At 61.9% G+C, this 24,947-nt stretch carries 23 protein-coding genes; 13 read left to right on the top strand and 10 right to left on the bottom strand.

Annotation, left to right across the window (positions count from 1 at the left end; all coding sequences use genetic code 11):
* The first annotated feature begins 110 nt into the window (after positions 1-110).
* On the top strand, positions 111-491 hold the full coding sequence (gene gcvH, locus LC531_RS14300; protein ID WP_223651332.1) for a glycine cleavage system protein GcvH: 381 nt from the start codon (positions 111-113) through the stop codon (positions 489-491).
* A 214-nt stretch (positions 492-705) separates the two neighbouring features.
* Complete coding sequence (locus LC531_RS14305; protein WP_223651335.1) at positions 706-2,424, top strand: VanZ family protein; 1,719 nt, start codon at positions 706-708, stop codon at positions 2,422-2,424.
* A 273-nt stretch (positions 2,425-2,697) separates the two neighbouring features.
* On the opposite strand, the gene LC531_RS14310 is transcribed toward LC531_RS14305, so the two are convergent.
* Positions 2,698-3,240: a hypothetical protein gene (locus tag LC531_RS14310; protein WP_223651337.1), complete on the bottom strand. Its 543-nt coding sequence runs from the start codon at positions 3,238-3,240 to the stop codon at positions 2,698-2,700.
* Between the two features lie 324 nt (positions 3,241-3,564).
* Positions 3,565-4,470, bottom strand: a complete 906-nt coding sequence (locus LC531_RS14315; protein WP_223651339.1) for a YicC/YloC family endoribonuclease — start codon at positions 4,468-4,470, stop codon at positions 3,565-3,567.
* Positions 4,471-4,785: 315 nt separating this feature from the next.
* Between LC531_RS14315 and LC531_RS14320 the strand changes: the two genes are divergently transcribed.
* From LC531_RS14320 to LC531_RS14340, 5 genes are all read left to right on the top strand, one after another.
* Positions 4,786-8,214, top strand: a complete 3,429-nt coding sequence (locus LC531_RS14320) for a TonB-dependent receptor (protein WP_223651341.1) — start codon at positions 4,786-4,788, stop codon at positions 8,212-8,214.
* A gap of 131 nt (positions 8,215-8,345) precedes the next feature.
* A complete protein-coding gene (locus tag LC531_RS14325) occupies positions 8,346-9,533 on the top strand; it encodes a glycosyltransferase (protein WP_223651343.1) in 1,188 nt (395 codons plus the stop codon).
* Entirely contained in the window at positions 9,530-10,126 is a 597-nt protein-coding gene (locus LC531_RS14330) for a PH domain-containing protein (protein ID WP_223651346.1), read from the top strand. The genes LC531_RS14325 and LC531_RS14330 overlap by 4 nt, the downstream gene beginning before the upstream one ends.
* A gap of 96 nt (positions 10,127-10,222) precedes the next feature.
* Positions 10,223-11,014: an alpha/beta fold hydrolase gene (locus tag LC531_RS14335; RefSeq protein WP_223651350.1), complete on the top strand. Its 792-nt coding sequence runs from the start codon at positions 10,223-10,225 to the stop codon at positions 11,012-11,014.
* A gap of 2 nt (positions 11,015-11,016) precedes the next feature.
* Entirely contained in the window at positions 11,017-11,721 is a 705-nt protein-coding gene (locus LC531_RS14340; protein WP_262903289.1) for an SAM-dependent methyltransferase, read from the top strand.
* 22 nt (positions 11,722-11,743) lie between these two features.
* On the opposite strand, the gene LC531_RS14345 is transcribed toward LC531_RS14340, so the two are convergent.
* Positions 11,744-11,929: a hypothetical protein gene (locus LC531_RS14345; protein WP_223651351.1), complete on the bottom strand. Its 186-nt coding sequence runs from the start codon at positions 11,927-11,929 to the stop codon at positions 11,744-11,746.
* Between the two features lie 227 nt (positions 11,930-12,156).
* On the opposite strand from LC531_RS14345, the gene LC531_RS14350 reads away from it, so the two are divergent.
* The gene (locus LC531_RS14350; RefSeq protein ID WP_223651352.1) at positions 12,157-12,306 is read left to right on the top strand and encodes a hypothetical protein; all 150 of its coding nucleotides are present in this window, start codon (positions 12,157-12,159) and stop codon (positions 12,304-12,306) included.
* A 1-nt stretch (position 12,307) separates the two neighbouring features.
* On the opposite strand, the gene LC531_RS14355 is transcribed toward LC531_RS14350, so the two are convergent.
* Positions 12,308-12,991: a sugar transferase gene (locus LC531_RS14355; RefSeq protein WP_269808160.1), complete on the bottom strand. Its 684-nt coding sequence runs from the start codon at positions 12,989-12,991 to the stop codon at positions 12,308-12,310.
* Positions 12,992-13,079: 88 nt separating this feature from the next.
* On the opposite strand from LC531_RS14355, the gene ispE reads away from it, so the two are divergent.
* Complete coding sequence (gene ispE / locus LC531_RS14360; RefSeq protein WP_223651353.1) at positions 13,080-13,907, top strand: 4-(cytidine 5'-diphospho)-2-C-methyl-D-erythritol kinase; 828 nt, start codon at positions 13,080-13,082, stop codon at positions 13,905-13,907.
* 98 nt (positions 13,908-14,005) lie between these two features.
* Positions 14,006-15,430, top strand: coding sequence for a phytoene desaturase family protein (locus LC531_RS14365; protein ID WP_223651354.1), 1,425 nt, complete (start codon positions 14,006-14,008; stop codon positions 15,428-15,430).
* Positions 15,431-15,508: 78 nt separating this feature from the next.
* Here LC531_RS14365 and LC531_RS14370 read toward each other — a convergent pair whose 3' ends face one another.
* From LC531_RS14370 to tgt, 4 genes are all read right to left on the bottom strand, one after another.
* Positions 15,509-16,432 carry a DMT family transporter gene (locus LC531_RS14370; RefSeq protein ID WP_223651356.1) on the bottom strand — a complete coding sequence of 308 codons (924 nt, stop codon included), beginning with the start codon at positions 16,430-16,432 and terminating at the stop codon, positions 15,509-15,511.
* A 138-nt stretch (positions 16,433-16,570) separates the two neighbouring features.
* Complete coding sequence (locus tag LC531_RS14375) at positions 16,571-17,650, bottom strand: LptF/LptG family permease (protein ID WP_223651364.1); 1,080 nt, start codon at positions 17,648-17,650, stop codon at positions 16,571-16,573.
* Positions 17,651-17,828: 178 nt separating this feature from the next.
* Positions 17,829-18,269: a hypothetical protein gene (locus tag LC531_RS14380; RefSeq protein WP_223651366.1), complete on the bottom strand. Its 441-nt coding sequence runs from the start codon at positions 18,267-18,269 to the stop codon at positions 17,829-17,831.
* Positions 18,270-18,297: 28 nt separating this feature from the next.
* Positions 18,298-19,428, bottom strand: a complete 1,131-nt coding sequence (tgt, locus tag LC531_RS14385) for a tRNA guanosine(34) transglycosylase Tgt (RefSeq protein ID WP_223651368.1) — start codon at positions 19,426-19,428, stop codon at positions 18,298-18,300.
* 41 nt (positions 19,429-19,469) lie between these two features.
* Between tgt and LC531_RS14390 the strand changes: the two genes are divergently transcribed.
* The 3 genes from LC531_RS14390 to rsmG all read left to right on the top strand — a co-directional run bounded on the left by LC531_RS14390 (position 19,470) and on the right by rsmG (position 22,057).
* Positions 19,470-20,645, top strand: a complete 1,176-nt coding sequence (locus LC531_RS14390) for a glycosyltransferase (protein WP_223651370.1) — start codon at positions 19,470-19,472, stop codon at positions 20,643-20,645.
* Positions 20,636-21,259, top strand: a complete 624-nt coding sequence (locus LC531_RS14395; RefSeq protein WP_223651371.1) for an RNA polymerase sigma factor — start codon at positions 20,636-20,638, stop codon at positions 21,257-21,259. Before LC531_RS14390 ends, LC531_RS14395 begins: the two co-directional genes overlap by 10 nt.
* A 183-nt stretch (positions 21,260-21,442) precedes the next feature.
* A complete protein-coding gene (gene rsmG, locus LC531_RS14400; RefSeq protein ID WP_223653971.1) occupies positions 21,443-22,057 on the top strand; it encodes a 16S rRNA (guanine(527)-N(7))-methyltransferase RsmG in 615 nt (204 codons plus the stop codon).
* Between the two features lie 44 nt (positions 22,058-22,101).
* Here rsmG and LC531_RS14405 read toward each other — a convergent pair whose 3' ends face one another.
* The gene (locus LC531_RS14405) at positions 22,102-22,908 is read right to left on the bottom strand and encodes a mechanosensitive ion channel family protein (RefSeq protein WP_223651373.1); all 807 of its coding nucleotides are present in this window, start codon (positions 22,906-22,908) and stop codon (positions 22,102-22,104) included.
* Positions 22,909-22,972: 64 nt separating this feature from the next.
* A complete protein-coding gene (locus LC531_RS14410) occupies positions 22,973-24,928 on the bottom strand; it encodes a peptidylprolyl isomerase (RefSeq protein ID WP_223651374.1) in 1,956 nt (651 codons plus the stop codon).
* Positions 24,929-24,947: the final 19 nt, after the last annotated feature.

Here is a 24,947-nt window from a genome sequence, read left to right on the forward strand (position 1 = left end):
CAGGCCGCCGGAAGCCGGGTAGCGGGCGCGACGCGGGCGGCTACGTACTTTTGTAGCCACGCCGACCCAATCCCGCGCCCTTACTCATTTACTCCCTTACTCCTTTACAGATGAACATTCCTGCTATCCTGCACTACACCAAAGACCACGAATGGATTAGCGTGGACGGTGATACGGCCACCATCGGCATCACTGACCACGCGCAGCGCGAGCTGGGCGACATCGTGTACGTGGACATCGACACCGTGGATAAGGACATCGCGCAGCACGACGTATTTGGCACGGTAGAGGCCGTGAAGACGGTTTCGGACCTGTTTAGCCCCATCAGCGGCACGGTGCTGGAGGTGAACGCGCAGCTCGCCGACGCCCCCGAAACCGTCAACTCTGACCCCTACGGTTCGGGTTGGCTCATTAAAATGAAGGTGAAGGACCAGGGCGAAATCGCCGGCCTGCTCTCGGCTGCGGCCTACGGCGAGCTGGTGGGCGCGTAGCTGGCGTGGTCCCCGTTCACTGCTTTTTCCTCGCACTCCGCCTACCCCCCAATCCAACGTCATGCTCCGCCCCGCGCGGCATGACGTTGTTTTTTTATGCGGAAGTGAGGTAGGTAGTTGAGCCAGTAGCGCGAACTTTCCAATTCGCGCTATTGGCCGCATCCTTTCTGAACAGAATACCTATCCCCCAACTACCTACCTATTATCACGCTTTATGAAGATTTCCGCCCACCGGCTCTACGGCTTTCTCACGCTGGTCTGGATTGCCACTATGCTACTGCTGACCCTCACCCCGGCCCAGGATATGCCCGTTACGCCGGCCTGGAAGCTGATTTCCTTCGACACGGCCGCCCACGCGGGCGTGTTCGCGGTGCTGGCTGGGCTCAGTTGGCTGTGGCTGCGCGGCCGGCCGGGGCAGTCGGCCGGCCGGGCGGCCGGGCTGGTGCTGGTGGGCTGCGTCGCGTTTGGGGCCAGCATCGAAGTGCTGCAATACGTGATGCATCAGGGCCGCCACGCCGAGTGGAGCGACCTGCTGAGCGATACCATCGGTACGGCGCTGGTAGTACTGCTGCTACCCCTGTTGCGCCGCCGGCCGCCGGCCCTGGCGGCCGGGCTGCTGCTGGCATTGGCCCTACCCCTGCGCGCCCAGCCAACCGAGCCTGACCTACCCCGTGCCCGCCGCACCATCGCGGTACTGGCTTCCAGCAAGATGCGCGGCCGCGGCTACGTGCGGCAGGGCGAGCACCGGGCCGCCGCCTACCTGCGCGGTCGCCTGCAACAACTGGCCTTACAACCGCTGGCTCCTAGTTATACTCAACCCTTTACGCTGGATGTGAACACCTTTCCGGGGAAGTTGAGCCTGAAGCTGGCTTTATCAAAGCAGGCTTCCGCGGCTATTTTGCCGCGGCAAGTGACGTTGCGGCCGGGTATTGACTTTATCGCCGCGCCTGCGTGCCCCTCGGTTGGGCTCAGCACTTATTACCTAAACTACCCCGATACGCTGGCTTACCAAGATGCGATGGCGGCCAACACGCAATTATTTTCCGGCCGGCTCGACCCAGCTTACGGCGGCGCGCTGTTGGTGCGGGCACGTGACGAGACGTTACTTAACCAGCCAGCCAACGCAGCTTTGGCCGCCCAATATGCCAATTCCCCGCACCTTGACATCGTGCCCAAGCTCACGGCTTCCCTGGCGGACGGGCAAGAGCAGCATCCGCAACTGGAAGTGCTCGCCGCCAGCCTACCCGTCTGGGCTACGAGCAACGAGGCGCTGGTTACGCTGCAAGTTGATGCCCGGCTCCGCCGCGCCTACCCCACCCAAAACCTGGCGGCCGTGGTGCGTGGGCGCACGCAGCCCGATAGCTTTCTAGTGGTATCGGCGCACTACGACCATCTGGGCACGATGGGCAAGCACGTTTATTTCCCCGGTGCCAACGACAACGCCAGCGGCGTGGCGCTGCTGCTGGAGCTGGCCGCGCACTACGCCCGGCCCGAAAACCAGCCGGCCTGCTCGGTGGCCTTTCTGCTGTTCGGGGCCGAGGAGGCGGGGCTGGTGGGCTCCACGTACTTCGTGCAGCACCCGCTCATCCCCCTGGCCCGCATCAAATTTCTGCTCAACCTCGACCTGCTGGGTACCGGCGAGGAGGGTGCCACCGTCGTCAACGGCCGCACCTACCCAGTGGCCTACCAGCGCCTCACGGCTCTCAACGACGCCCACCACTACCTGCCGCGCCTCACTGCCCGCGGCCCGGCCGCCAACTCCGACCACTTTCCGTTTTCGGAAGCCGGGGTACCGGCTTTTTTTATGTACACCCGCGGCGGTAGCCTCGCCTACCACGACGTGCACGACCAGCCGGCCGCGCTCTCGCTGGCCGGCTTCGCCGGCGCGTTTGGCCTGGCCCGCGATTTTTTGAACGCACAGGGCGCGCAGTAGCGCTAACTTTCCAGTTCGGGGGCGAGCGCAGCGAGCAGCTCGCGTTAGCGCCAGGCGCAGTAACGCAAAAACCCCGGCCCACTATGGGCCGGGGTTTTTGCGTTACTGCCGGGGCAGCCTATTGTTAATTCACTAATAATAAATAAGTAATAATATGCTCAATAGCCTAACAATAAACCCATTAACGATAGATAACACCTATTAACGCTTAACTACCGGACCAGCGATAGTCCCCGTTGCCTGGCAATGCAACAACTCTTTGCCGTTGGCTTATTAGCCGTTGGCTTTCAGCGAGGCCATGATGCGCTTGGCTAGCGGCTCCCACTCGGGCTTCTGGCGGTCGGCGCAGTTGAAGGTGCAGATGAGCAGCTTGCCCTGCACGTCGGTGAAGAAAACCAGCGTGTAGACTTCGTGACCCATTTCCGGCTTCATAAATTCGAGGTAGCCCACTTTGCGGCCGCCTACTTCCTTCATGCCTTCGCCGAAAAAGGTAGTTTGCTTGTACTGCTTGTGGTAAGCTTTGGCGAAGTTGCTTTCGTATATCTCCACCATGTCCTGGTCGGCATCGTTGTCGGAATAGTTGAAGGCTAGCGACACCAGGTTGTTATTGGTAAATACTACGCTGGGGCGGCTGCTGGCATGAGCGTAGGCAAAGTCCATTTGCTGCTCGGTCATCACTTCGAATCCTTTAGGAATCAGCACTTCTACCTTTTCGCTCAGGACGTGCTTTTTTATCAGCTCAATCTCCGAGGCCGGGCGGGCGGCCATCAGTACACTGGCGCAGCTGGTCAGTAGCAAGAGTACGAGTGTCTTCATGGGAGTATGATAAAAGTGGTAAACCTAAATTGGTTTCTTACGTCGATTTCTGAACCGAAGTTACACACAAAATGCAAATTCAACTCACTTCTTAATTCACCCCCTAAAGTAGGCTGATTTGAAGAAGAACAATTTCTATTCTAGCTTTAACAGACTGAAAAACTAGTTTTTAGCTGTTTACTATTAAAGCACATTCTGTTTCTTTATAGCTCAGAAAAGGCAGCGGGGTAGTCAGATTTTCTTCTAAAAATTAAAAAAGGCCCTGGAAAGATGCAGCCTTTTTTTCATCCTACCTTACGATAGGCACTTGCACTTTGGATTTAACTAGAGAATATTATTGAGTTGCTCCTTCACTTTCTCCAACTCTTCTTTCATACCTACCACTAGGTGCTGCACGGTGGCATCATTGGCCTTGGAGCCGATGGTGTTGATTTCGCGGCCGATTTCCTGGGCCAGGAAGCCCAGTTTTTTGCCTACGGCCTCGTCGGGCTGCCGGGTGGCCAGCTCGAAGTAGTCGAGGTGGGCGGCAAGGCGCACTTTCTCTTCGGCGATGTCGAGCTTTTCGATATAATACAGGACCTCCTGCTCGAAGCGGGTAGCGTTGAACTGCTCGTGCTGGGTTAGCTCGGCGAGGTGGGCGTTCAGGCGCTGGCGCACGTGCAGGATGCGCTGGGGGTCGTGCTGCTCCACGGCGGCCAGCTGCTGCCGGATGGTGGCCACGTAGCCCAGAATTTCCTGCTGCAAAGTGGCCCCCTCGTCCTGGCGAAACTGCTGCATGGCGGCCAGCGCCTCCGTAAGCAGCGGTTGCAGCTCGGCCCAGGTGGGCTCGTCGGCGGGGATATTCTCGGCCTGGGCGGCCTCGGCGGGGGTAGGCACCACGCCGGGCAGGCGCAGGGCAGCCAGCAGGGTAGCCTCACCCACGGGCAGGCCCAGACTTTGGGCGGTGCGCTGCAGCTCGTGGTAGGCGGCCTTGAGGGCAGCTTGGTTAAGGACCGGGCCGGCGGCCGCGGGGCCGGCCGGGCGGCTGAAATCGAGGTTGAAATTGACTTTGCCGCGTAGCAGGGCCTTGGTGATTTGCTGGCGGATATCCAGCTCGTGCGCTTGCAGGAAGCGGGGCAGGCGTAGCGTGAGGTCGAGGGTTTTGGAGTTGAGCGAACGCAGCTCGGCCGTGGCGGCGTAGCGCTCGGTTTCGCGGCGGGCCTGGCCGAAGCCAGTCATGGAAAACAACATGGGAGGGGGAAGCTGGCGCAGCCAGCCGGTGGAAGTGTAACAAAGGAACGAGGGCCCGCGCGCCCTACCCCCCGGTTTTGGCCCAACCGGAGTCATTACCCGGCCAACGGGGGGTAGGGCAGTGCGAAAGCCGCCTAGCCGCCGCGGGCGGGCGACGGCCGGCCAAAAGTAGCGGTAAACCCGGCGGCGGCCTGGCCAGGTTACGGCAATGTTACGAGCGGGGGTGATTACCAACGATTTGATAACCCGCCACCTGACCAACGGGTGAAGAAGCGGGGGGAACTTTGCAGTCGCATTGGCTTAATCCCTTTTTCTATGCCCAATATTACCAAAAGCCGGACCGCGATGCGGCTGGCCGTGTTTGTTTTTCTGCTGCTGCTGGCCCGGCTGGCTTCGGCGCAGGTTACGACTTCCGCCATTGGCGGCAAGGTTGTTTCGGACAAAGGCGAAGAATTGATTGGCGTGACAGTGGTGGCTACTCACGTGCCAACCGGCGTGAAGCGCGGCACTGCTACCGAGCCCGACGGCCGCTTCACGATTCCAAACCTGGCCCCCGGCGGGCCTTATACCGTGACGGTGACCTACGTGGGCTACCGGGAAGAGGTCATCAACAACGTATCGCTGACGCTGGGCAACACTACAAAGCTCAACTTTATGCTGGCGGCCGAGGCGCAGGCCCTGAACGAGGTAGTAGTGGTGGGCAGCAATCAGTCTACCAAAACCGGCGCGGGCACCAACATCGGCCGCGAGCAGCTGCAGCAGCTACCCACCATTTCGCGCAGCATCCAGGACTTCACCCGCCTCGACCCGCGCAACTCGAATAACTCGTTCGCGGGCAGCTCGTTCCGCTACAACAACATTACCCTCGACGGGGCTATTAACAACGACGCCATTGGCTTTTCGCCCTCGCTAGGTGGGCAAGGCGGCACCAGCGGCCTACCCGGCGGCTCGGCTCGCTCGAATCCGATTTCGCTCGATGCCATTCAGGAAATTCAGGCGGCCGTGGCCCCCTACGACGTGAAGCTGGGCAACTTTACGGGCGGCTCCATTAACGCCGTGACGCGCTCGGGCACCAACGATTTTCACGGCTCGGTGTATGGTTACGGCCGCAACCAAGCCATCACGGGCAAAAGCATCGACGGCACAAATGCCAAAATTGGCTCGTCATACCACGACTACCAGACGGGCTTCCGCCTGGGCGGGCCGATTATTAAAAACAAGCTGTTTTTCTTCGTAAACAGCGAGATAGCGCGCCGCACCGAGCCGCAGTTTTATGCCGCCGGCACGCCCGGCTCGCCGGTAACGGTGGACCTGGCCCAGCAGATTACGGCCAAGCTCAACAGCTACACCACCAAGACGGACGGCGCGCTGGGCACGGCCAGCTACAATGTGGGTGATTATGGTGCCTACAACATCTATGCGAATAGCAACAAGATTTTTGGCCGCCTAGACTGGAATCTGGACGACAAGACGAGCATTGCACTGCGCCACAACTTCATTAAGGCCCAGGCAACCAACCTGGAGCGCTCGGGCAGCTTGTTTAAGTTTGGCTCGCAGGACTTTACGCAGAACAACCTCCAGAACTCGACGGTGCTGGAAGTGAAGTCGAACTTCTCGACCCGCTTCGCCAACAACCTCATTTTGGGCTACACCAACATTCACGACTACCGCAACCTGCTGGGCGGGCAGAGCACGGTGTTTCCGGCCGTGCAGATTAACAACGTGAGCACCGACCCGACCAAGGCGTACGGTGGGGGTAGCAACCAGATTCTGCTCGGCTCGGACCGCGAGGCCAGCATTTTCAACCAGCGCCAGAAGACGTTTGAGCTGACCGACAACTTCACGTTCTACACCGGCGCGCACGCCCTCACGCTGGGCACCCACAACGAGTTTTACCACATCGACTACGGCTTCATCAACTCCTGGAACGGGCGCATTGAGTACAACAGCCCCGCCGATTTTTTGAACGACCTGCCGAGCCGCATCCGGGGCACGTATAACAAGACGGATAACTCCTACACCAACAACTATAACAACCCGTCGGCGGCGTTCAACATCAACTTCTTCAGCGGCTATTTGCAGGATGAGTGGAACGTGACCGACCGCCTGAAAATCACGCCCGGCGTGCGCTTCGACATCGCCTCCCTACCCTCCAAGCCGGCCCTGAACACGGGCCTGGTGAACAACCCGCAGAACGACCAGCGCACCCTGAACCAGACCTACTCGCACACGCCCTGGCAGGACCTGAACAACGGCTACCTCGGGCAGGTGCAGATTTCGCCGCGCCTGGGCTTCAACTACGACGTGAATGGCAATGGCTCGGTGGTGGTGCGCGGCGGCTCGGGCATCTTCACGGGCCGGGTACCGTTTGCCTGGTTTGGCTACGCTTATTATAATAACGGGGTGAATTTCAACTCGGTAGACTTGAATAATATTCAGACTACCCCGGCCACGGCCGGCAAGTACTACCTCAACCAGAACCCCAACAACATCTACGCCCAGCTACCGGCCGCGGCCCAGAGCACGACGGAGGTGAACCTGATTGACAACAACTTCAAGATGCCGCAGGTATGGCGCTCAAACCTGGCCGTGGACGTGAAGCTGGCTTCGGGCACCCGCTTCTCGGTAGAGGGCTTGTACACGAAAACCATTGAGGACGTGAAGTTTGAGAACATCAACCTGACCGACAACGTGAGCTACTTCAACGGCGGCCCGCAGCTCAACCCTACCGGCCCTAATGGCCCTAACCTAAGCCCGCGCTACTCGGCCGCCTCGTTTGGCAGCAGGGTGAACCCCGGCTTCTCGAACGCCTTCTTCCTCACCAACACCCACCAGGGCTACCGCTACCAGCTGACTGGCTCGGTGGGCCAGACCCTGAACACGCTGCTCGACGTGAACGTGGCTTACACCTACGGCGTGAGCAAGGACATCAGCAACGGTATCCGCAACTCGCCCCAGAGCAACTGGGAGCTGAACCCGGCCCTGAACGTGAACGACCCGGCCCTGGCCTACTCCAACTTCGACCTGCGCCACCGGGTAGTATCCAGCATCAACCTGCACAAATCGACCAACGACGGCCGCTTTACGGGCTACCTGACCTCGGTGCTGACCTACCAGAGTGGCGCGCCCTACACCTGGGTCTACAACAACAACTTTTTGGGCAATGGCCAGCAGAATGTGCAGCTAGCCTACATTCCGGGCTCGGCCGCCGACATCGTGCTCGTAAACAAAGGGGTGGTATCCTCCACTACGGCCAACCCCAACGGCTACGCCGCCGAAGGCAACGGCCCGCAGTACGCGGCCCTCAACAGCTTTATCAGCAGCGACCCCTACCTCAAAAACCGCCGCGGCCAGTACGCCGAGCGCAACGCCGCCCGTACACCCTGGAACAACGAGGCCGATGTGCGCCTGATGGTGGAAGCCAAGCTCGGTAAGCTCACGCCCAACGAGGCGGGCGTGACGCCCACCGGCCACAGCATCCAGATTTCGTTCGATATCATCAACTTCGGCAACTTTATCAACAGCAACTGGGGCCGCCAGTACTTCGTGCCCAACACCTTTAACTCGACGCTGGGCACCGGCCTCACGCAAGTGGCTTATGCCGATGCCAACGGCAACATCGGCGCGTTCAACGCGACGACCTTCAACCGGCCGGCCTTTACTTTTAGCAACCCCGCCACGTATTCCATCGACCAGCTGGCCTCGCGCTGGCAGGGGCAGCTGGGCGTGCGGTACTTGTTTTAGGCTGACCGCCACTTGCGCGCCTGGCGCTTGCCTGGTAAAGCCCACCCTACCCAGGGTGGGCTTTACTTTTGCACATTGGTTGCCGGGTATGTTTCCCTACCCCCCGCCAATCAGTTATCAACAGCCAGCCTTTGAGAATTCTGCACCTGCCCAAGTGGTACCCGAACCGCTACGACGACCAGGACGGCGACTTCGTGGCCCGGCACATTGCCACCATCGCGGCGCAGCCGGGGCTCGAGTCGGCGGTGGTGTTTGCGGCCGTGGCGCGCGGGCCGCTGCTGGGGCTGGTAGCCCAGGAGCGTGACCTGAGCGGCCCGGTACCCACCTGGCGCTACTACTACCGCGCCCGCCTCACGGGCCTGGGCTTCCTCGACCGGGCCCTGAAGCTGGGGCTGTGGGCGGGCTGCGCGCTGCACGGCATTGGGGCGGTGCGGCGGCACTGGGGGGGGGTAGGGCCCGACGTGGTGCACGTGCACATTTTACTGCGCACCGGCCTGCTGGCCTGGGCCTTGCGCGCGGCGCGGGGGTGGCCCTACGTCGTGACCGAGCAATGGACCATCTACTTGCCCGAGCGCCGCGCCGCGCTGGGTGGCCTGCGCCGCGTGCTCAGCGCCTGGGTAGTGCGCCGGGCCGCCGCGCTGCACACCGTGTCGCGGGCGCTGGCCGAGGCGCTGGCGGCCCTGGGCGCGCGCGCGCCCCACACCGTCGTTATTGCCAATGTGGTGGACCTGGAGCTGTTTCGGCCAGCGGCCCCGGCGCGGGTAGCCGAGCGCAGCCTGCTGCATGTGGCGGCTTTTCACGACCAGGTAAAAAACCTGTCGGGAGTGCTGCGGGTGGTAGCGGGCCTGCGCCCGGCCTGGCCCGGCCTGCGCCTACGCGTGGCCGGCTACGGCCCCGATGAGGCACGCCTGCACCGCTACGCCGCCGAGCTGGGCCTGCTGGCCGATGGCACCGTGGCGTGGCTAGGCAAGCTGCCGCACGCGGCCGTGGCTGCCGAAATGCGCCAGGCTACGGCCCTGGTATCCTTCAGCCGGGCCGAAACCTTCGGCTGCGTGCTGCTGGAGGCGCGGGCCTGCGGCCGGCCGGTAGTGGGCGTACGCGCCGGCAGCGTGCCCGAGCTGTTTGAACCGGCCGGAGCCTTTGGGCTGCTCGTGAATGCCAACGATGAAGCCGCCCTGGCCGCCGCCCTGGCCACCGTATTGGCTCACCCCGAGGCGTTTGACCCGGCCCGGCTACGGGCCGACGCGGCGGCGCGCTGCGGGCCGGCGGGGGTAGGGCAGGCTTTCGGCGCGCTCTATACCCGTATTTTGGGGCGATGAACGTGCTCCGCTCGCTGCTCGAAGCCGCCGTGGTCCTGGTGGTAATGCTGGGGCTGGCGCGCTGGGCGCTGGCTTTTTTTGGGAAGAAAACCACTTTTTACCGCCCTACCCCCGCCCGGCAGCTGGCCCTGCTCACCTGGCCGCTGCTGGCGGTGGGCACGGGCCTGGCGGCGGCCGGCCCCGACCTGCTGGCCCCCGTCGCCGCCGAGCGCTGGCTGGCCTGGGCCGTGCTGCTGGCCGTGCTGGCCCTGGCCGCCCCCGCGCTGGTGCTGCACCTGCGCTACTACTCCCTGAACGCGGCCACGGCGCTGCTCTTTGACCCCACCGGCGGCCGCCTGCAAGTGGCCCTAGATGACGTGCTGGCCTACGACCCCGCCCACCAGGGCTGGCCCGGCCCCGCCCCCGTGGAGTGGAGCCGCTGCCGCTGGCCGGGCGTGTTCTGGCGGCGCTACGAGTACCTGCGCCTACCCCTGCCCCAGGGCGACATCATCCTCACCAGCCTCGTGCTCAGCGATATGCAGCCGCTGGTGCGCTACCTGCGCCACTTCGGCGTGGCCGTGACCGAGCGCCGCCGCGGCTGGGCGTGGGTGTGATTCCCAGGGATTAGTATTTAGTGATTAATGACGTTCTGCTCGCCACCAAAAAAACTCTCTCCATTGCTCACTAATCACTGAACACTAATCATTAAAATGTTGCATTACCTTGACCAGGGCGACCCGGCGGCCGCGCCGCTCGTCATTCTGCACGGCTTATTTGGCACCCTCGATAACTGGCAGACGCTGGCCCGGCGCTGGACCGAGGAGGCCGGCCTGCGCGTTATCAGCGCGGATTTACGCAACCACGGGCGCTCGTTTCACGCGCCAGAACACAGCTACGCGCTGATGGCCGATGACGTGCTGGCGCTACTCGACCACCTGGCCCTACCCCCCGCCCGCCTCACGGTGCTGGGCCACAGCATGGGCGGCAAAGTGGCCATGCGGCTGGCCCTGGCCTACCCCCAGCGCCTGGCCCAATTGGTAGTGGTGGACATCGCCCCGCGCTTCTCCGACATGGCCCACCAAGATGAGATAGTGGCCGGCCTGCAAGCCGTGGATTTGGTTACCCTCCAGAACCGCCAACAGGCCGAGGCGGCGCTGGCCCGGCACATCAGCCAGCCCGGCGTGCGGCAGTTTTTGCTTAAAAACCTGTACCGGCGCGAAGACAATTCCTTCGCCTGGCGCATCAACCTGCCGGTACTGGCCGCCGAACTGCCCGCCATTGGCGAAGCAATCAGCGCGGCGCAGCCCTTTCTGAAGCCTACCCTCTTTATCCGGGGTGGGCTCTCGGACTACATCACGGCCGACGATAAGCTGCATAGTATTCCGGCCTTGTTCCCAAATTCACAGGTCGTGACCGTGCCCGACGCCGGCCACTGGGTCCATGCCGAAAAGCCCGACGAGGTGTTCGGGCTGGTAAAAAACTTCGCTTTAATGGGGAAATAAACATGCTTTATCTCATCCCTACCCCCCTGGCCGAAGGTAGCGCGCCGCAGGTGCTGCCGCCGCAAGTGGTGGCAGCCGTAGCCCGGCTGCCCTACTTCCTGGTCGAGAACCTGCGCACGGCGCGGCGCTTTGTGAAGGAGGTGGCCCCGCACCGTATCATTGAGGATATCCGCTTCGAGCTGATTGACAAAGACAGCACGCCCGCTCAGGTAAAGGCGGCCTTGCAGCCGCTGCTACGCGAGGGCCTGGAGGCCGGCGTGCTCTCGGAGGCGGGCTGCCCCGGCATTGCCGACCCTGGCGCGGCGCTGGCCCAGGAGGCGCACCGGCTGGGGCTGGCGGTGCGGCCGCTGGTGGGGCCGTCGTCCATTCTGCTGGCGCTCATGGGCTCGGGGCTAAACGGGCAGCGCTTCGCCTTCCACGGCTACCTGCCCATCGAGAAAGCGGCCCGCGTGGCGGCCTTCAAAAACCTGGAAAAAGAAGCCACCCAACGCGACCAAAGTCAGCTTTTTATCGAAACGCCCTACCGCAACGACCAGTTGCTGGCCGACCTGCTGGCCCACCTGCAGCCCGCCACCCACCTCTGCGTAGCCGCCGACCTCACCGCCCCCACCGAGTACCTGCGCACGCTGCCCGTGGCCGCCTGGCGGCAGCTCCCTACCCTGCCCGCTCTGCACAAGCGCCCGGCGGTGTTCGCGCTGGGGAAATAGGCAATGAATAGTGCGCAATTTGTCATTGCCTATTCTCCAACGCTGCCGCCGCTACTAACGATTTTGGTGCGGTAGGCGCGCTAATGTAGCGCACGCTGGCTCTGCTGCTGGGTTCTACTTGGCTGCGGTCGGTGAGCAGGTTATCGTTCTTGAAGGTGAAGCCACCCGTGGCGCTCAGGTTGACGCGCGGGGCACGGCTGCCAAGCATAGCAGTAGGCAAGAAGGACAGCGCAAGCCGTAAGGCTTTTGTGCAAAAAAACCGCCTTTTAATCTTATTCAGGGCAACCACGCCGTATTATTTACCGTTAGGGCGGGCAATTGGGGCTATCGGCGAAAGCCGCCCACGGGTATTTTGGCAAATTGGCTGGCGGCTATTGCACAAATACCCTTCATTGTCAGATATTTGCGCCACAAGCTCACTCTTCTTTCTCAGCTATGTTAACTATCATTTCCTGCCGGCTATGCGCCGGTCTGCCGGGTTGGCCGTTGCCGGCCAACGGCTTTTGCCAGGCAATAATCGCTCCCTACCCCCCTGCTACTGCCCAGGCTACCCGGCCGAGCCAGCCGCCGCTGGCAGACCAGTAAGCTACGCTTCTTGCCGGCCAATAGCATGGACGTCGAGCAGTTTTTCCTGGTTTTCAGCAAGTGCGGGGCCCTCACTACCCCGAAAAGGCGGCATCGTCGCTTCACTAGCCGCCGCAATGTCGCGCCGCCTCAGCACCCGCCCCACGGTGCGCCCCAGGATGCGCAGGTCGAGCCTTAGACTTTGGTTATCGACGTACCACTCGTCACAAGTAAATTTTTCCTCCCAGCTGAGGGCGTTGCGGCCATTTACCTGTGCCCAGCCCGTGAGGCCGGGCCGCACGAGGTGGCGGCGCGCCTGCCGGGGCGAGTATAGGGGCAGGTACTGCGGTAGCAGCGGCCGCGGGCCTACCAGGCTCATCTCGCCACGCACGATGTTCCAGAGCTGCGGCAGCTCATCGAGCGAAGTTACTCGCAGCCAGCGGCCTATCCCCGGCAGGCGCTGGGCATCGGGCAGCAGCTGACCAGTGGCGGGGTCGTGGGCGCTAGTCATGGTCTGGAGCTTATAGAGCGTGAAGAGCTGCCCGCCCAGCCCCGGCCGCTGCTGCCGAAACAGCCAGGGCCCGCCGTTTTGGGCGGCGGCCAACGCCGCGGCCAGCGCCAGCAGCGGGGCCGTGAGCACCGCCAGTGGCAGGGCCACGGCCAGGTCGAGCAGGCGCTTGCCAGGATACATGCGGTAAGTGAGCAAATAAGTTAAGGGGGTAGTAAAGAACGTTCTTTTCCGCAGCCCGTTCTTTACTACCCCCTACTCAATTACCCATTTACTCACTTACCGAGTGCTCACTTTTCCTAATGCCAAGCTCAACCTGGGTCTCTACGTGACGGCGCGGCGGCCCGACGGCTACCACGAGTTGGAAACCGTGTTCCTACCCCTCCCCTGGACCGACGTGCTCGACGTGCTGCCCGCCCCCAAAGGTCAGGCCGCGTCAGACCTGACCCTTACCGGCCGGCCCATTCCCGGCGCCTTGGCTACCAATCTGTGCCTGAAAGCTTACGAGCTGCTGAAGGCGGACTTTCCAGACTTACCGGCCGCGCAGTTGCACCTGCATAAAATCGTGCCCATCGGGGCGGGCCTGGGTGGCGGCTCGGCCGATGCAGCCTTTGCGCTGCGGGCTATCGGGGAGGTTTTTGGGCTACACCTGACTACGGAGCAGCTCGAAAATTACGCCCGCCGACTGGGGGCCGACTGCGCGTTTTTTATTCAGCATACGCCCCGGCTGGCGCGGGGCAAGGGCGACGTATTTGAGGCTATTGAGCTGAATCTCAGCGGCACGGCGTGCGTGGTGGTATATCCAGGGTTGCACATCGGCACGGCGCAGGCGTTTGCGGGCATTGTGCCGCGCGCCCCGGCCTACCCCCTGCGGGCGGCGCTGAGCCAGCCCATAACTACCTGGCGCGACACGGTTAGCAACGATTTTGAAGCCTCACTGGCCCCGGCCTACCCAGTGCTGGCGGCCATCAAGCAGCAGCTGTACGCGGCAGGCGCTGTGTATGCCAGCCTGTCGGGCTCCGGCTCGGCGGTGTACGGGCTATTTACCGGCGCGGCCGAGGCCTCTACCCTCCCCTGGCCGGCTGAGTACCTGGTGTGGCGCGGGCAATTGTGAGTGAAGAAAATTTGAATCCGTTCATCATTGCCGCGCTGCGCTCGCAATAATGAACGGGACTCGCGTAAGCCCTACTATAAGCTCTAATCTCTAAAAAAATGTCTACCCCCTGGGATACCGTCATCATTGGCTCCGGGCCAAATGGCCTGAGCGCCGGCGTGTACCTGGCCCAAAAGGGCCTGCGGGTGCTCATCCTGGAAGCGGCCGACTCGCTGAGCGCCGGCACCCGCACCCAGGAGCTGACGCTGCCCGGCTACCGGCACGACGTGGGCTCGGCGGTGCACCCGCTAGGGTATTTATCGCCTTATTTCCAGACCCTGGGCCTCGAAAAACACGGGCTGGAATGGGTGCTGCCGCCCGCCTCGGTGGCCCATCCGCTCGATGGCCAGGAAGCGGTGCTGCTAAGCAAATCAATCGCCGAAACGGCCGCTAACCTGGGCGTGGACGCCGGGCGCTACCAGCGGCTGCTCGCGCCTTTCGTGGGCCGAACTGAGGAACTACTGCGGGATGCGCTGAAGCCGCTGGGCCTGCCGCACAGCCCGCTGCTGCTGGCCCGCTTCGGGCTGAAGGCGGCGCTGCCGGCCACGCTTTTTCAGGAGCTTTTTTTTAAGGGCGAGCGGGCGCGGGCGCTGTTTGGGGGCTGCGCGGCCCACAGCGTGCTGCCTTTGAATAAGCTGTTTACCGCGGCCGTGGGCTACTTGTTTTTGATAACTGCGCACGCCGAAAACTGGGCCTTTCCGAAGGGCGGCGCGGCCTGCATCGCCGACGCGCTGGCCGCCTGCTTCGCGGCGGCGGGCGGCGAAATTCAATTTTCAACCCGCATTAACCACTGGCGCGACTTGCCGCCGGCCCGCACGTATTTATTCGATACTGACCCGCGGCAGCTAGTTAACATTGCCGGCGAGCAGCTACCCGCCGCCTACCGCCGCCGCCTGGGAAACTACCGCTACGGCCCCGGTGTTTTCAAAGTGGATTATGCCTTGGCCGGCCCTATTCCGTGGCGCGACCCGCGCTGCGCGCAAGCCTCCACGGTGCACCTGGGCGGCACGTTTGCCGAGCTGGCGCGGGGCGAAAAAGCCGCCTGGCGCGGACGGGTAGCCGATAAGCCCTTCGTGCTGCTGTGCCAGCAGAGCTTATTCGACCCGACCCGCGCGCCCGCCGGCCACCATACCGGCTGGGCCTACTGCCACGTCCCCTTCGACTCCACCCAGGACATGACCGCCGTGATTGACCGCCAAATTGAGCGCTTTGCGCCCGGCTTCCGCGACCTCGTGCTGGCCCGCCACACGATGAATACCCAGGACCTCTACGCCTACAACCCCAACTACCTGGGCGGGGCCATCACGGGCGGCTCGGTGGATATTACCCAGCTTTTCACCCGCCCCGTGGCGCGCTTCAACCCCTATTCAACCCCCAACCCAAACGTGTTTATCTGCTCGGCTGCGACGCCGCCGGGGGCCGGCGTGCACGGCATGTGCGGCTACCACGCGGCGCGAGGGGTAGCCAAGCGTTTAGGAAAGTAGGGTGCGGGGCTGGCCCCACCCGATGTTGAACGAAACCTGTCTGGAATGTTCAACGACGGGCGGGGGCAAGTCCCGCCCCTACACCACCAAATCGGCGGCGCGGGCGCGGCGCTGGTTCCAGCGGCTGAGCAACGGGTGCACAAGCACGCTGGCCAGAATGAGCACCGTGCCCGCGTAGAAGCCGCCCGACATCTGCTCGCGCCCAAAGCCCGGCACGTGCAGCACGAACAGCGCCTGCGCCAGCACGATGCCGTAGACCGGCTCCAGGTTAATGGTCAGGTTCACCACGAAGGCAGAGAGTCGCTTCATCAGCTCCACCGACGTGGAGAAGGCGTACACCGTGCACACGCCCGCCAGCAACAGCAGCCACAGCCAGTCGAGGCCGTGCCAGCCCAGCCGCAGCCCTACCCCCTGGGTGAAGTAGCGGCTGTAAACGGGGAAGAACAGCACGATGCTCAGGCACGCCCCCGTCATCTCATAAAACGTGAGCCGCAGCGGTGCGTGGCGCTTCACGAGCTGCGAATTGAGCACGCTGAATAGCGCCGAAAGCCCCGCCGAAACTACTGCCACCAGCAAGCCGGTGAGCTGGCTAAGCTCGGCCTGCGAAATCAAATACAAGCCCAGCATAGCCAGCAAACCCAGCCCCACCTCGTAGGGCCGCACCCGCCGCCACAGCAGCAGCGGCTCCAGCAGCGAGGTCCAGAGTGCCAGCGTGGCCAGGCCCGCCAGGCACACGCTCACCGAGGAAAGCCGCGCCGCCAGGAAAAACGTAATCCAGTGCGCCGCCACCAGCGCCCCTACCCCCAGCAGCTTCAGCGCCTCAGCCGGGGCCACGCGCCAGCCCGCGCGGCGCGCCAGCAGCAGCCCCGCCAGCCCGGTGCTGGCCAGCAGCGTGCGCCAAAATACCAGTTCCACCGGCGGCACCGTCAGCAATCGCCCCAGAATGGCCGTGAAGCCCCACAACAGGACGATAAAATGTAGTTTTAAGTAGTCTTTTAGCATATTGGGACTTAATGTGGGGGACGTATGTCATTGCGAGCGCAGCGCGGCAATCCTTCCCTACCGTTCGCATAAAATGGATTACTATCCTACCCTGCCAAGGAAAGATTGCCGCGCTGCGCTCGCAATGACAAGCGGTTTTTATTTAGGCACTACTCTGTATAAAAACAGCCCAACCACCGAAAAGACCAGGCCCGGCACCCACGCGGCCAGCATGGGGGGTAGGGAGCCCACGGAGGCCAGGTTGCGCGATAGCATCACGAAGATGATGAACACGAAGGCCAGCACGAAGCCCAGCGCAATTTGGCCGCCCACGCCGGCGCGGCTCTTGCGGGCGCTCAGCACCACCCCGATGAGAGTCAGGATAATGGTATCGAAGGGGTAGGCGTAGCGCTCGTACTTCACGCTCAGGTACTGCGCCGTGTCGTTGGCCCCGCGCAATATCTTGGTCTTTATCAAGTCGTTGAGCTCGGGGGAAGTTAAGGTTTCGGCCAGGCGGTAGGTGCTGGCAAAGTCCTTGGGGTAGAGGTTGAGGGTCGTGTCGCGGGCGGGCAGGCTGAGCAGGCTCTCGCCGGTTTGTCCGTGGAAAGTGCGCACGGTTTGCTGCGTCATTTTCCAGGCTTGGTGGGTCGAGTCCCAGGTGATGGCGTCGGCCGTGAGGCGGCGGCGCAGCACGGTACTATCGATGGTTTCGAGGGCGAAGCGGTAGCCGATATTGTGGTCGGCATCGTAGCTTTCGAGGTAGGCGTAGCTGCGCGGCCCAATTTTGAGGTGAATATTTCTGCCTTCAAACTTCCACGGCTCCTGCACGTGCAGGTTCTCAAACTTGACGATTTCCTTGGTGCCCTTCGGAATAACCCAGCTGATGAGCCCGAAGGTGAAGATGGCAATCAGACCCGCGCCCATCGTGTAGGGTAGTAGCAGCCGCTCGAAGCTCATGCCGCTGGCCAGCATGGCCACCAGCTCGGTGCGTGCCGCCAGCCGCGAAGTCACGAACACCACCGCTATAAAGATGGTAATCGGAGCCAGCAGATTGGCAAAATACGGAAACAGGTACACGTAATAATGCGTGAATACGTGCCAGAACGTAAGATTATGGTGCAGAAAATCGTCGTTCTTCTCCGTGTAGTCAATCACGCAAATTACCGACACGAGCATCACGACCGTGAAGAAGAACGCGGTCAGAAACTTGCCGATGATGTATTTATCGAGAATTCTCATCTAACAATGCTTGTCATAATAAAATCGTCTGTCATTGCGAGCAACGCGAAGCAATCGCACCCGCACGAAACCCGCGCCGGCCGGCTATTCTTCCAGTAAATCGCGCCATTCGGGATTCATCTCTACTATCAGCGCCAGCTTTTTCGCCCGCGAGCCAGCTTTCAACTGTTTCTCACGCTCAATAGCTTGAATTGCATTGAATTGTCGTGGCAACTTTTTGCTTAAACCAGGTAATTACTTCTTGCTTTTTGGAGTCTGTCAAATCCCGGTCAAAAGCCTGCCACCTACCACCTTGGCTATAATCGTCAATTCCATTTAGCAGAATGCCAGTTTGCTTAGATGTGTGCGCTATAACATCCAGTTGCAAGCAGAAATTATGCTCATTTGATATTAAACGAAAAGTATAAAATTGCTTGTTTTCGTCATGATAACCATCCACACCATAATTATTTGCCCCGAATCCACCTGCGGCTTTCAGCACAGAAAGTCGGTGAATAACAGTATCCGCTGGACAATCGAGCTTGACTTCTCTTGAATAAGGATGAGTACCGGCTCCATAACAAGCAGTCAGTAGCTGCTGTAATAACACAGCGGCTGATATTATCAACACTTTTTTCATTTATAAATATTCGTTTTGTTTATAATGCTTACAACCGCCGCATCACCTGCTCCACCATGCCTTTTTTCCACTCCCCAAACGTGCCGGCCATGATTTGCTTGCGCGCCTCCTTCACCAGCCACAAGTAAAAAGTAAGGTTGTGTTGCGAAGCAATTTGCGCGCCCAGCATCTCCTTGGCCTGAAATAAATGCCGGACGTAGGCCCGGCTGTAAAACGTGCTGGCGTGGCCGCCCAGCGTTTCATCAATGGGCTCAAAATCCAGCTCCCACTTCTTATTGGTGATGTTGATAATGCCTTGCGTGGTGAAGAGCATCCCGTTGCGGGCGTTGCGGGTGGGTAGCACGCAGTCGAACATATCCACGCCCAACGCGATGTTTTCCAGAATATTAGCCGGCGTGCCTACCCCCATCAGGTAGCGCGGCTTGTCTTGGGGCAGGATGTCGCAGACCAGCTCGGTCATCTCGTACATCTGCTCGGCGGGCTCGCCCACGCTCAGGCCGCCGATGGCGTTGCCGGCGCGGCCCTGCTCGGCGATGAATTCGGCCGATTGCACCCGCAAATCTTTGAACGTGCTACCCTGCACGATGGGAAAAAGCGTCTGCTCGTAGCCGTAGAGCGGCTCGGTGCTGTCGAGCCGCTCGATGCAGCGCCGGAGCCAGCGGTGCGTCATATCCAACGAGCGGCGGGCGTAGTCGTACTCGCAGGGCCAAGGCGTGCATTCATCAAACGCCATGATGATGTCGGCCCCAATGCGGCGTTGAATATCCATGACGCCCTCGGGCGAGAACAGGTGCTTCGAGCCGTCGATGTGCGAGCGGAAGGTGACGCCTTCTTCCTTAATCTTGCGGGTGTTGCTGAGCGAAAAGACCTGGTAGCCGCCGCTATCGGTGAGGATGGGGCGGTCCCAGCCGTTGAATTTGTGCAGGCCGCCGGCGGCTTGCAGTACTTCCAGGCCGGGGCGCAGGTAGAGGTGGTAGGTATTGCCGAGGATAATCTGGGCTTGCACGTCGGCCGTCAGCTCGCGCTGGCCCACGGCTTTCACGGTGCCAGCCGTGCCCACGGGCATAAAAATGGGCGTTTCGATGGTGCCGTGGGCCGTGGTAAGCTGGCCGGCGCGGGCCTTGGTGCCCGCATCGCGGGCCAGGAGGTCAAACTTCATTCTGACAAAATTACCGCCGCCGTACCTTTGCCGGCCGTTCCGTGTCGTTACCTCCTCTCGCTTCCCTACCCCCCGCGCTTCTATTGCTGCCGCTGCTTTTGGTGCAGGGGTGGTTTTGGCTTCGGTATTTCCGGCCCTTCGCGCGGCGGCCTCCAGAAGCAGCGGCCGATGCGCCGGGGCCGGATACGGAGCCGGTGTCCATCATCGTGTGCGCTCACAACGAGCTGGACAACCTGCGCGAGCTGATTCCGGTGCTGCTACGCCAGGACTACCCCCCCGGTTTTGAGCTGGTGCTGGTGGACGACCGCAGCCAGGACGATACCTATTTATTTACGCAGCAGCTGAGCCAATACTACCCCGGCCGCTTCCGGCTGGTGACCGTGACGCACACGCCGGCCGGCTTCGCCTCCAAAAAATACGCCCTCACTCTCGGCATCAAGGCCGCCCGCCACGCGCATCTTCTTTTTACGGATGCCGACTGCCGCCCCGTCGGCCCCGACTGGCTGCGCCTGATGCAGCGCGGCTTTCAGGCTTCCCTACCCCACCGGGGGGGGGTAGGGGCCGATATCGTGCTCGGCTACTCGGGCTACGCCGAACGGCCGGGCCTGCTTAACCGGCTCATTCGCTACGACACGCTGCTCACGGCCGCCCAATACCTGGGCCTGGCCTGGGCGGGGCGGCCCTACATGGGGGTAGGGCGTAACCTGGCCTATACCCGCGGCACCTTCCAAAGCACCAAGGGCTTTGCCAGCCACATGCGGCGGCTCAGCGGCGACGACGACCTGCTGGTGCAGGACGCGGTGGCCCTGGGAGCGCGCGCCGCCGTGGTGGCCGACGCGCCCGCCCACACCCTGAGCCAGCCCGCCGAAACCTGGGCCGCCTGGTGGCGCCAGAAGCGGCGGCACCTCTCGGCCGGCAGCCGCTACCGGGCCGCCGACCGCCGCCGGCTGGGCTTTTTTATGGGCAGCAACGGCCTTTTTTACTTGCTTACGCCGGTCATTTTGGCAGTTGGATGGAACCGCGAAAACTTGGTATCTTTGGCCATAATCTGGTTGGTGCGAACATTGCTACTGCTGGCTGTTTATAGGCCGCTGGCGCGCCGGCTGCGCGCTAATTTCCCGCCGCTGCTGCTACCAGCGCTCGACTTTCTCTACTTTGTCTTTTATGGTGCCTGGGGGATTTCCCTATTTCGGCACCGTTCGCTCCAATGGAAATAAATCCGAACGATATTCAGAAACAATTTTCCTCCAAAGCCAAGCACGATTTTAAGCTCATTCGGGCTGCCGTGGACCACGGCGACGAGAAAGCTTACGCCGAGCTGATGCACATCTATAAGAAGCCCGTTTTCCACGTGGTGCTCAAGATGGTGCGCAACCCCGACGACGCCGAGGACCTGACCATCGAGGCCTTCGCCAAGGCGTTCAAAAACCTCCACAAATTCAACCCCGAATTCGCGTTCAGTACCTGGCTGTTTCGCATCGCCACCAACAACTGCATTGACTTTATTCGCAAGAATAAAATCAAAACCATGAGCATTGACTCGGCAGTGAAGATGGGCGACGGCGATGAGATTCAGCTTGAGTTTCGGGATAACGACCTCAACCCGGCCGACACAACGATTAAGAATCAGAAAATCGAAATCATGCGCCACGTCGTGTCGCGCCTGCCCGATAAATATCAGCGCCTAGTGAGCCTACGCTACTTCGACGAGCTGAGCTACGAGGAAATCGCCACCGAACTAAAAGCGCCCCTGGGTACCGTGAAGGCGCAGCTGCACCGCGCCCGCGAGCTGCTTTTTGACATGGTGAAGGACAAGAAGGAAATTATTTAATTCTTGCCTGGCAGACCGTAAGAACGTCATGCTGAGCCTGCCGAAGCATCTCTACCGCGTAAGTACTCCTAACGTTTGAAGTTAGGTACGCGGTAGAGATGCTTCGGCAGGCTCAGCATGACGTTCTTCTTTAGTACGTCCTTCTTTGCTACTCCTACCCCCTATCTTTTGTCGGAAGCCTGCATGTCGCTCCTTACCAAGTACTTCCCTAGCCTCACTGCTCACCAGCGCGCTCAATTTACTCAACTCGAAACCGAGTTTAAAGCCTGGAATGCGCAAATAAACCTGGTGGCCCGGCCCGATGCCGACAACCTCGTGGAGCGGCACCTGCTACACTCGCTGGGCCTAGCCAAGGTGGTGCAGTTTCCGGCCGGCAGCGCGGTGCTGGACGTGGGCACTGGTGGCGGCCTGCCCGGCCTGCCGCTGGCCATCCTATTTCCGGAGGTGAAGTTTCACCTCGTGGACAGCATCGGCAAGAAAATCCGGGCCGTGCAGCTGATGGCCGCCGACCTGGGCCTGACCAACGTCACGGCCGAGCAAATCCGGGCCGAGGACGTGCGCGAAAAATTCGACTTTGTGGTGAGCCGCGCCGTGGCGCGCCTGGCCACTTTTCACCCCTGGATTAGGCACAGCTACAAAAAACACCCCGCGCCGGGTGCAGGCTTGTATTATTTAAAAGGCGGCGACCTGACGGAGGAAATTGCCGAAAGCGGCCTCGTGGCGCAGGTCGTGGACCTAAGCAATTTTTTTGAGGAAGAATTTTTTGAGACGAAAAAAGTGGTCGTAGTGCCGGCGTAGAGTTACTGAGTAATTTTCATTCCTCCTTCTTCTATATTCTCCCTTTATTTCTTCTCGCCTTGCTGCGCGAAAAATTGCTGCAACGCCTCCAGCATGGTCTTGCGCAGGGCGTCTTCCTTGCCGGGCGTGGTGTGCGCCTGGAAGGTGATGGTCATGGCTGCGCCCGGCGTGAGAGTGGTGATGCTGACTTGTGGCTGGGGGGTAGGGAGCACATCGGGCAGCGCCTTTAGCAGCGGGAGCGCTTGCTGGCGCAGGGTGTCAAGGTCGGTGGTAGCGGGCAGGTCGAGCGGCACTTCTACTACGGCTTGCTGGGGGTGGGCTTTGTTGACGAGCACGCCGTTGGAGGTCGCGCCGTTGGGCAGAATCACGATGTCGCCCAGCGAGGTGAGCAGGATGGTATTGAAAATCTGGATGGCCTGCACAGTACCGCTTTTACCTTGGCTTTCAATAACATCACCTACCACAAAGGGCTTGAAAATCAATATCAGTACGCCGCCCGCAAAGTTGGCCAGCGTGCCCTGCAAAGCCAGGCCCACCGCCAGGCCTGCCGCTCCCAGAATAGCCACGAAGGAGGTCGTCTGAAACCCCACCATGCCCGCTGCCGAGATGAGCAGCAGCACCTTGAGCAGGATACTGAACATGCTGGTTACGAACGAGCTGAGCGACACGTCGAGCCGCGCCGTGGCGTTCGCCACCAGTCGGCTCAGCCAGCTGATGACCCACCAGCCCACCACCAGCAGCACAGCGGCCGCAGCCAGCCGCGGCAGATATAGCGCCGCCAGCGTGCGCAGGTGGTCTACGTAAAAATCAACGTTGCTGAGCGACAGCGGTGCGGGGACAGGCAGGGGCATAAGGGATAGGGAAACGGTAAAGCAAGCAGCCTTTCGGATAGGGCAAAAATAGGAGATGAAATCCCTAGCGCCCGGCGGGCAGCAGCGCCACGCGCAGCATTTTATCCCCGATTTCGAGCCGTTGCACTACCTCCATTCCTTGCGTTACCTGGGCAAAGATGGTATAGCGGCCGTCGAGGTGGGGAGTAGGCTGGTGAGTGAAAAAGAACTGACAGCTCTCGGTATCCTTGCCGGCCGAGGCCAGGCCCACGGCCCCGGCATCGTAGCGCAGCTCCGAAAACTCGGAGCGCAGGTTGTAGGGCGTGCTGCCCGAGCCGTCGCCGCGCGGGTCGCCGCCCTGCGCCACGAAATCGGGCACCACGCGGTGAAAATACAGCCCGTCATAGAAGTGCTGGTTGAGTAATTGCACAAAGCTGGCCACTGAGCCGGGGGCTTCTACTACTTTCAATTCCAAGATAATAACGCCCTTGGTGGTTTCCATTCGCACTTGCTGGCCCACCGGAATACGCTGCACCAGCGCCCAATCGATGAGGTGCTGGCTAGCCGGGCCGACGGGCATGGGCGTGGGTTTGGGCGCTTTCGTGAGCTTATCCAGGGCCTGCTGCAAACCCAGCCACGCCTCAATTTCGCGGGGTAGCGTGAGCTTACGTTGGGCCTGACGCAGGGCGGCTTCGTCGGCGGGCTGGGGGGTAGGCACGAGCGCGGGATTGGCCAGCGCCTCGGCGGCGGTGGCGAGCTGGGCCACGTCGCCGCCCGCCAGCGCCCGCCGCAGCGCCGCCGTAAAATCGGCCTGCCGGGCGGTGGGGAAGCTTTTAGCGCTTCGCAAACTCACCAGCGCCGCCAGCGCCGTGCCGGGCACCACGGGCGGGCCGGTGGTCAGCGTAGCCTCTTTCGCCAAAAAATCAAACTGCGCCGGGTCTTCGCTGAGGGCAGTAAGTAGCGCGGCTTTTTCGTATTGGTTGGGCGTGCGCTGGTAACGAGCGCGGATGGTATCGGCCAGGGCCAAGCGGCGGGCGGCGCGGGCGTGGTGCAGGGCCGCTTGCAGCAGCGTGGCGCGGGTGCGCCAATGCTGCGCGCGGCGCACGTAGCCCAGGAAATCGGCGCTGGCCCAGAGGCTGTCGGTGGGCACGCGCAGCAGCCACTCGGCGGCCGTCAGGGTTTCCTGAGCCAATGGCCGGGTCAGGCCCTGGTCGATGGCCGCTACGATGCCGATGGCCGCCCGCGCCGGCAGTGCCCGCAACGCCGCGATGCGTACCCGGTGGTCAGCGTCAGTGTCGGCGGCTCTTAGTAAGGCTTCTACGGCCGCCGGCCGGCCCACCCGGCCCAGGGCCGACGCGCAATTTTCGCGCACGAAATAATCTTGGTCATTCCCCACGGCTTGCAGCAGCACTGGCAGCGCCACTTGCGCCAGCGTCGAGTCTTGGCCGCGCACCCGCGCCAGGGCCGCCGACGCGCCGGCCCGCGCCGGGGCCATCCCTACCCCCTTCTGGACCAGCAACGCCGTGGTTTGGCGCACCACCTCGGGCGTAGCCAAGCCGCGCAGCGTGGCCCGGTACAGCGCCCAAGCCCGGCCGGGCGCGGCGGCTGAGTCGGGGCCAGGCGGCTTCACCTCCCAGATTTGGCTGACCGTGCGCTTGGTGACGCAGCGGCTCAGCGCCTCGTAGGCGGCGCGGCGGGCGGGGGCGCTGGCTTCGGGCCGGGCCAGGCGCTGGGCCAGGGCGGGCACGGCCGCGCTGTCGCCGGCCTGGCCCAGGGCGAAGGCAGCAGCGCGGCGCACGGCGGGCGTTGCGTCGTTTAGCAGGGGTAGGAGCGCGGGCAGGGCTTTTTTGTCTTGCACCGAGGCCAGGGCCTCGGCGGCGGCGGCGCGGTAAACCGGATTTTTATTTTGCAAAAAAGGCAGCAGCGCGGCTGTTTGGCGCTCGTCCTGGGCGGTGGCGATGCGGCGGCGCGTGGCATCGGCGTAGGGGTGCGCGGGCGGGGTAGGCGGCGCGGCGAGCAGCAGAAGCAGCAAGTGGAGCATGGGCCGGAGAAGGGTTGCG

The organism is Hymenobacter psoromatis, from assembly GCF_020012125.1.
Classification (GTDB): Bacteria; Bacteroidota; Bacteroidia; order Cytophagales; family Hymenobacteraceae; genus Hymenobacter; species Hymenobacter psoromatis.

What these genes read in the sequence shown, in the direction of transcription:
- LC531_RS14305 (WP_223651335.1), top strand. Translation starts at nt 706, where the DNA reads ATGAAGATTTCCGCCCACCGGCTCTACGGCTTTCTCACGCTGGTCTGG.
- LC531_RS14320 (WP_223651341.1), top strand. Translation starts at nt 4,786, where the DNA reads ATGCCCAATATTACCAAAAGCCGGACCGCGATGCGGCTGGCCGTGTTT.
- LC531_RS14370 (WP_223651356.1), bottom strand. Translation starts at nt 16,432, where the DNA reads ATGCTAAAAGACTACTTAAAACTACATTTTATCGTCCTGTTGTGGGGC.
- LC531_RS14405 (WP_223651373.1), bottom strand. Translation starts at nt 22,908, where the DNA reads ATGCCCCTGCCTGTCCCCGCACCGCTGTCGCTCAGCAACGTTGATTTT.
- LC531_RS14365 (WP_223651354.1), top strand. Translation starts at nt 14,006, where the DNA reads ATGTCTACCCCCTGGGATACCGTCATCATTGGCTCCGGGCCAAATGGC.
- gcvH (WP_223651332.1), top strand. Translation starts at nt 111, where the DNA reads ATGAACATTCCTGCTATCCTGCACTACACCAAAGACCACGAATGGATT.
- tgt (WP_223651368.1), bottom strand. Translation starts at nt 19,428, where the DNA reads ATGAAGTTTGACCTCCTGGCCCGCGATGCGGGCACCAAGGCCCGCGCC.
- LC531_RS14340 (WP_262903289.1), top strand. Translation starts at nt 11,017, where the DNA reads ATGCTTTATCTCATCCCTACCCCCCTGGCCGAAGGTAGCGCGCCGCAG.
- LC531_RS14395 (WP_223651371.1), top strand. Translation starts at nt 20,636, where the DNA reads ATGGAAATAAATCCGAACGATATTCAGAAACAATTTTCCTCCAAAGCC.
- LC531_RS14315 (WP_223651339.1), bottom strand. Translation starts at nt 4,470, where the DNA reads ATGTTGTTTTCCATGACTGGCTTCGGCCAGGCCCGCCGCGAAACCGAG.
- LC531_RS14350 (WP_223651352.1), top strand. Translation starts at nt 12,157, where the DNA reads ATGTTAACTATCATTTCCTGCCGGCTATGCGCCGGTCTGCCGGGTTGG.
- LC531_RS14345 (WP_223651351.1), bottom strand. Translation starts at nt 11,929, where the DNA reads ATGCTTGGCAGCCGTGCCCCGCGCGTCAACCTGAGCGCCACGGGTGGC.
- LC531_RS14330 (WP_223651346.1), top strand. Translation starts at nt 9,530, where the DNA reads ATGAACGTGCTCCGCTCGCTGCTCGAAGCCGCCGTGGTCCTGGTGGTA.
- LC531_RS14380 (WP_223651366.1), bottom strand. Translation starts at nt 18,269, where the DNA reads ATGAAAAAAGTGTTGATAATATCAGCCGCTGTGTTATTACAGCAGCTA.
- rsmG (WP_223653971.1), top strand. Translation starts at nt 21,443, where the DNA reads ATGTCGCTCCTTACCAAGTACTTCCCTAGCCTCACTGCTCACCAGCGC.
- LC531_RS14310 (WP_223651337.1), bottom strand. Translation starts at nt 3,240, where the DNA reads ATGAAGACACTCGTACTCTTGCTACTGACCAGCTGCGCCAGTGTACTG.
- LC531_RS14410 (WP_223651374.1), bottom strand. Translation starts at nt 24,928, where the DNA reads ATGCTCCACTTGCTGCTTCTGCTGCTCGCCGCGCCGCCTACCCCGCCC.
- LC531_RS14375 (WP_223651364.1), bottom strand. Translation starts at nt 17,650, where the DNA reads ATGAGAATTCTCGATAAATACATCATCGGCAAGTTTCTGACCGCGTTC.
- LC531_RS14335 (WP_223651350.1), top strand. Translation starts at nt 10,223, where the DNA reads ATGTTGCATTACCTTGACCAGGGCGACCCGGCGGCCGCGCCGCTCGTC.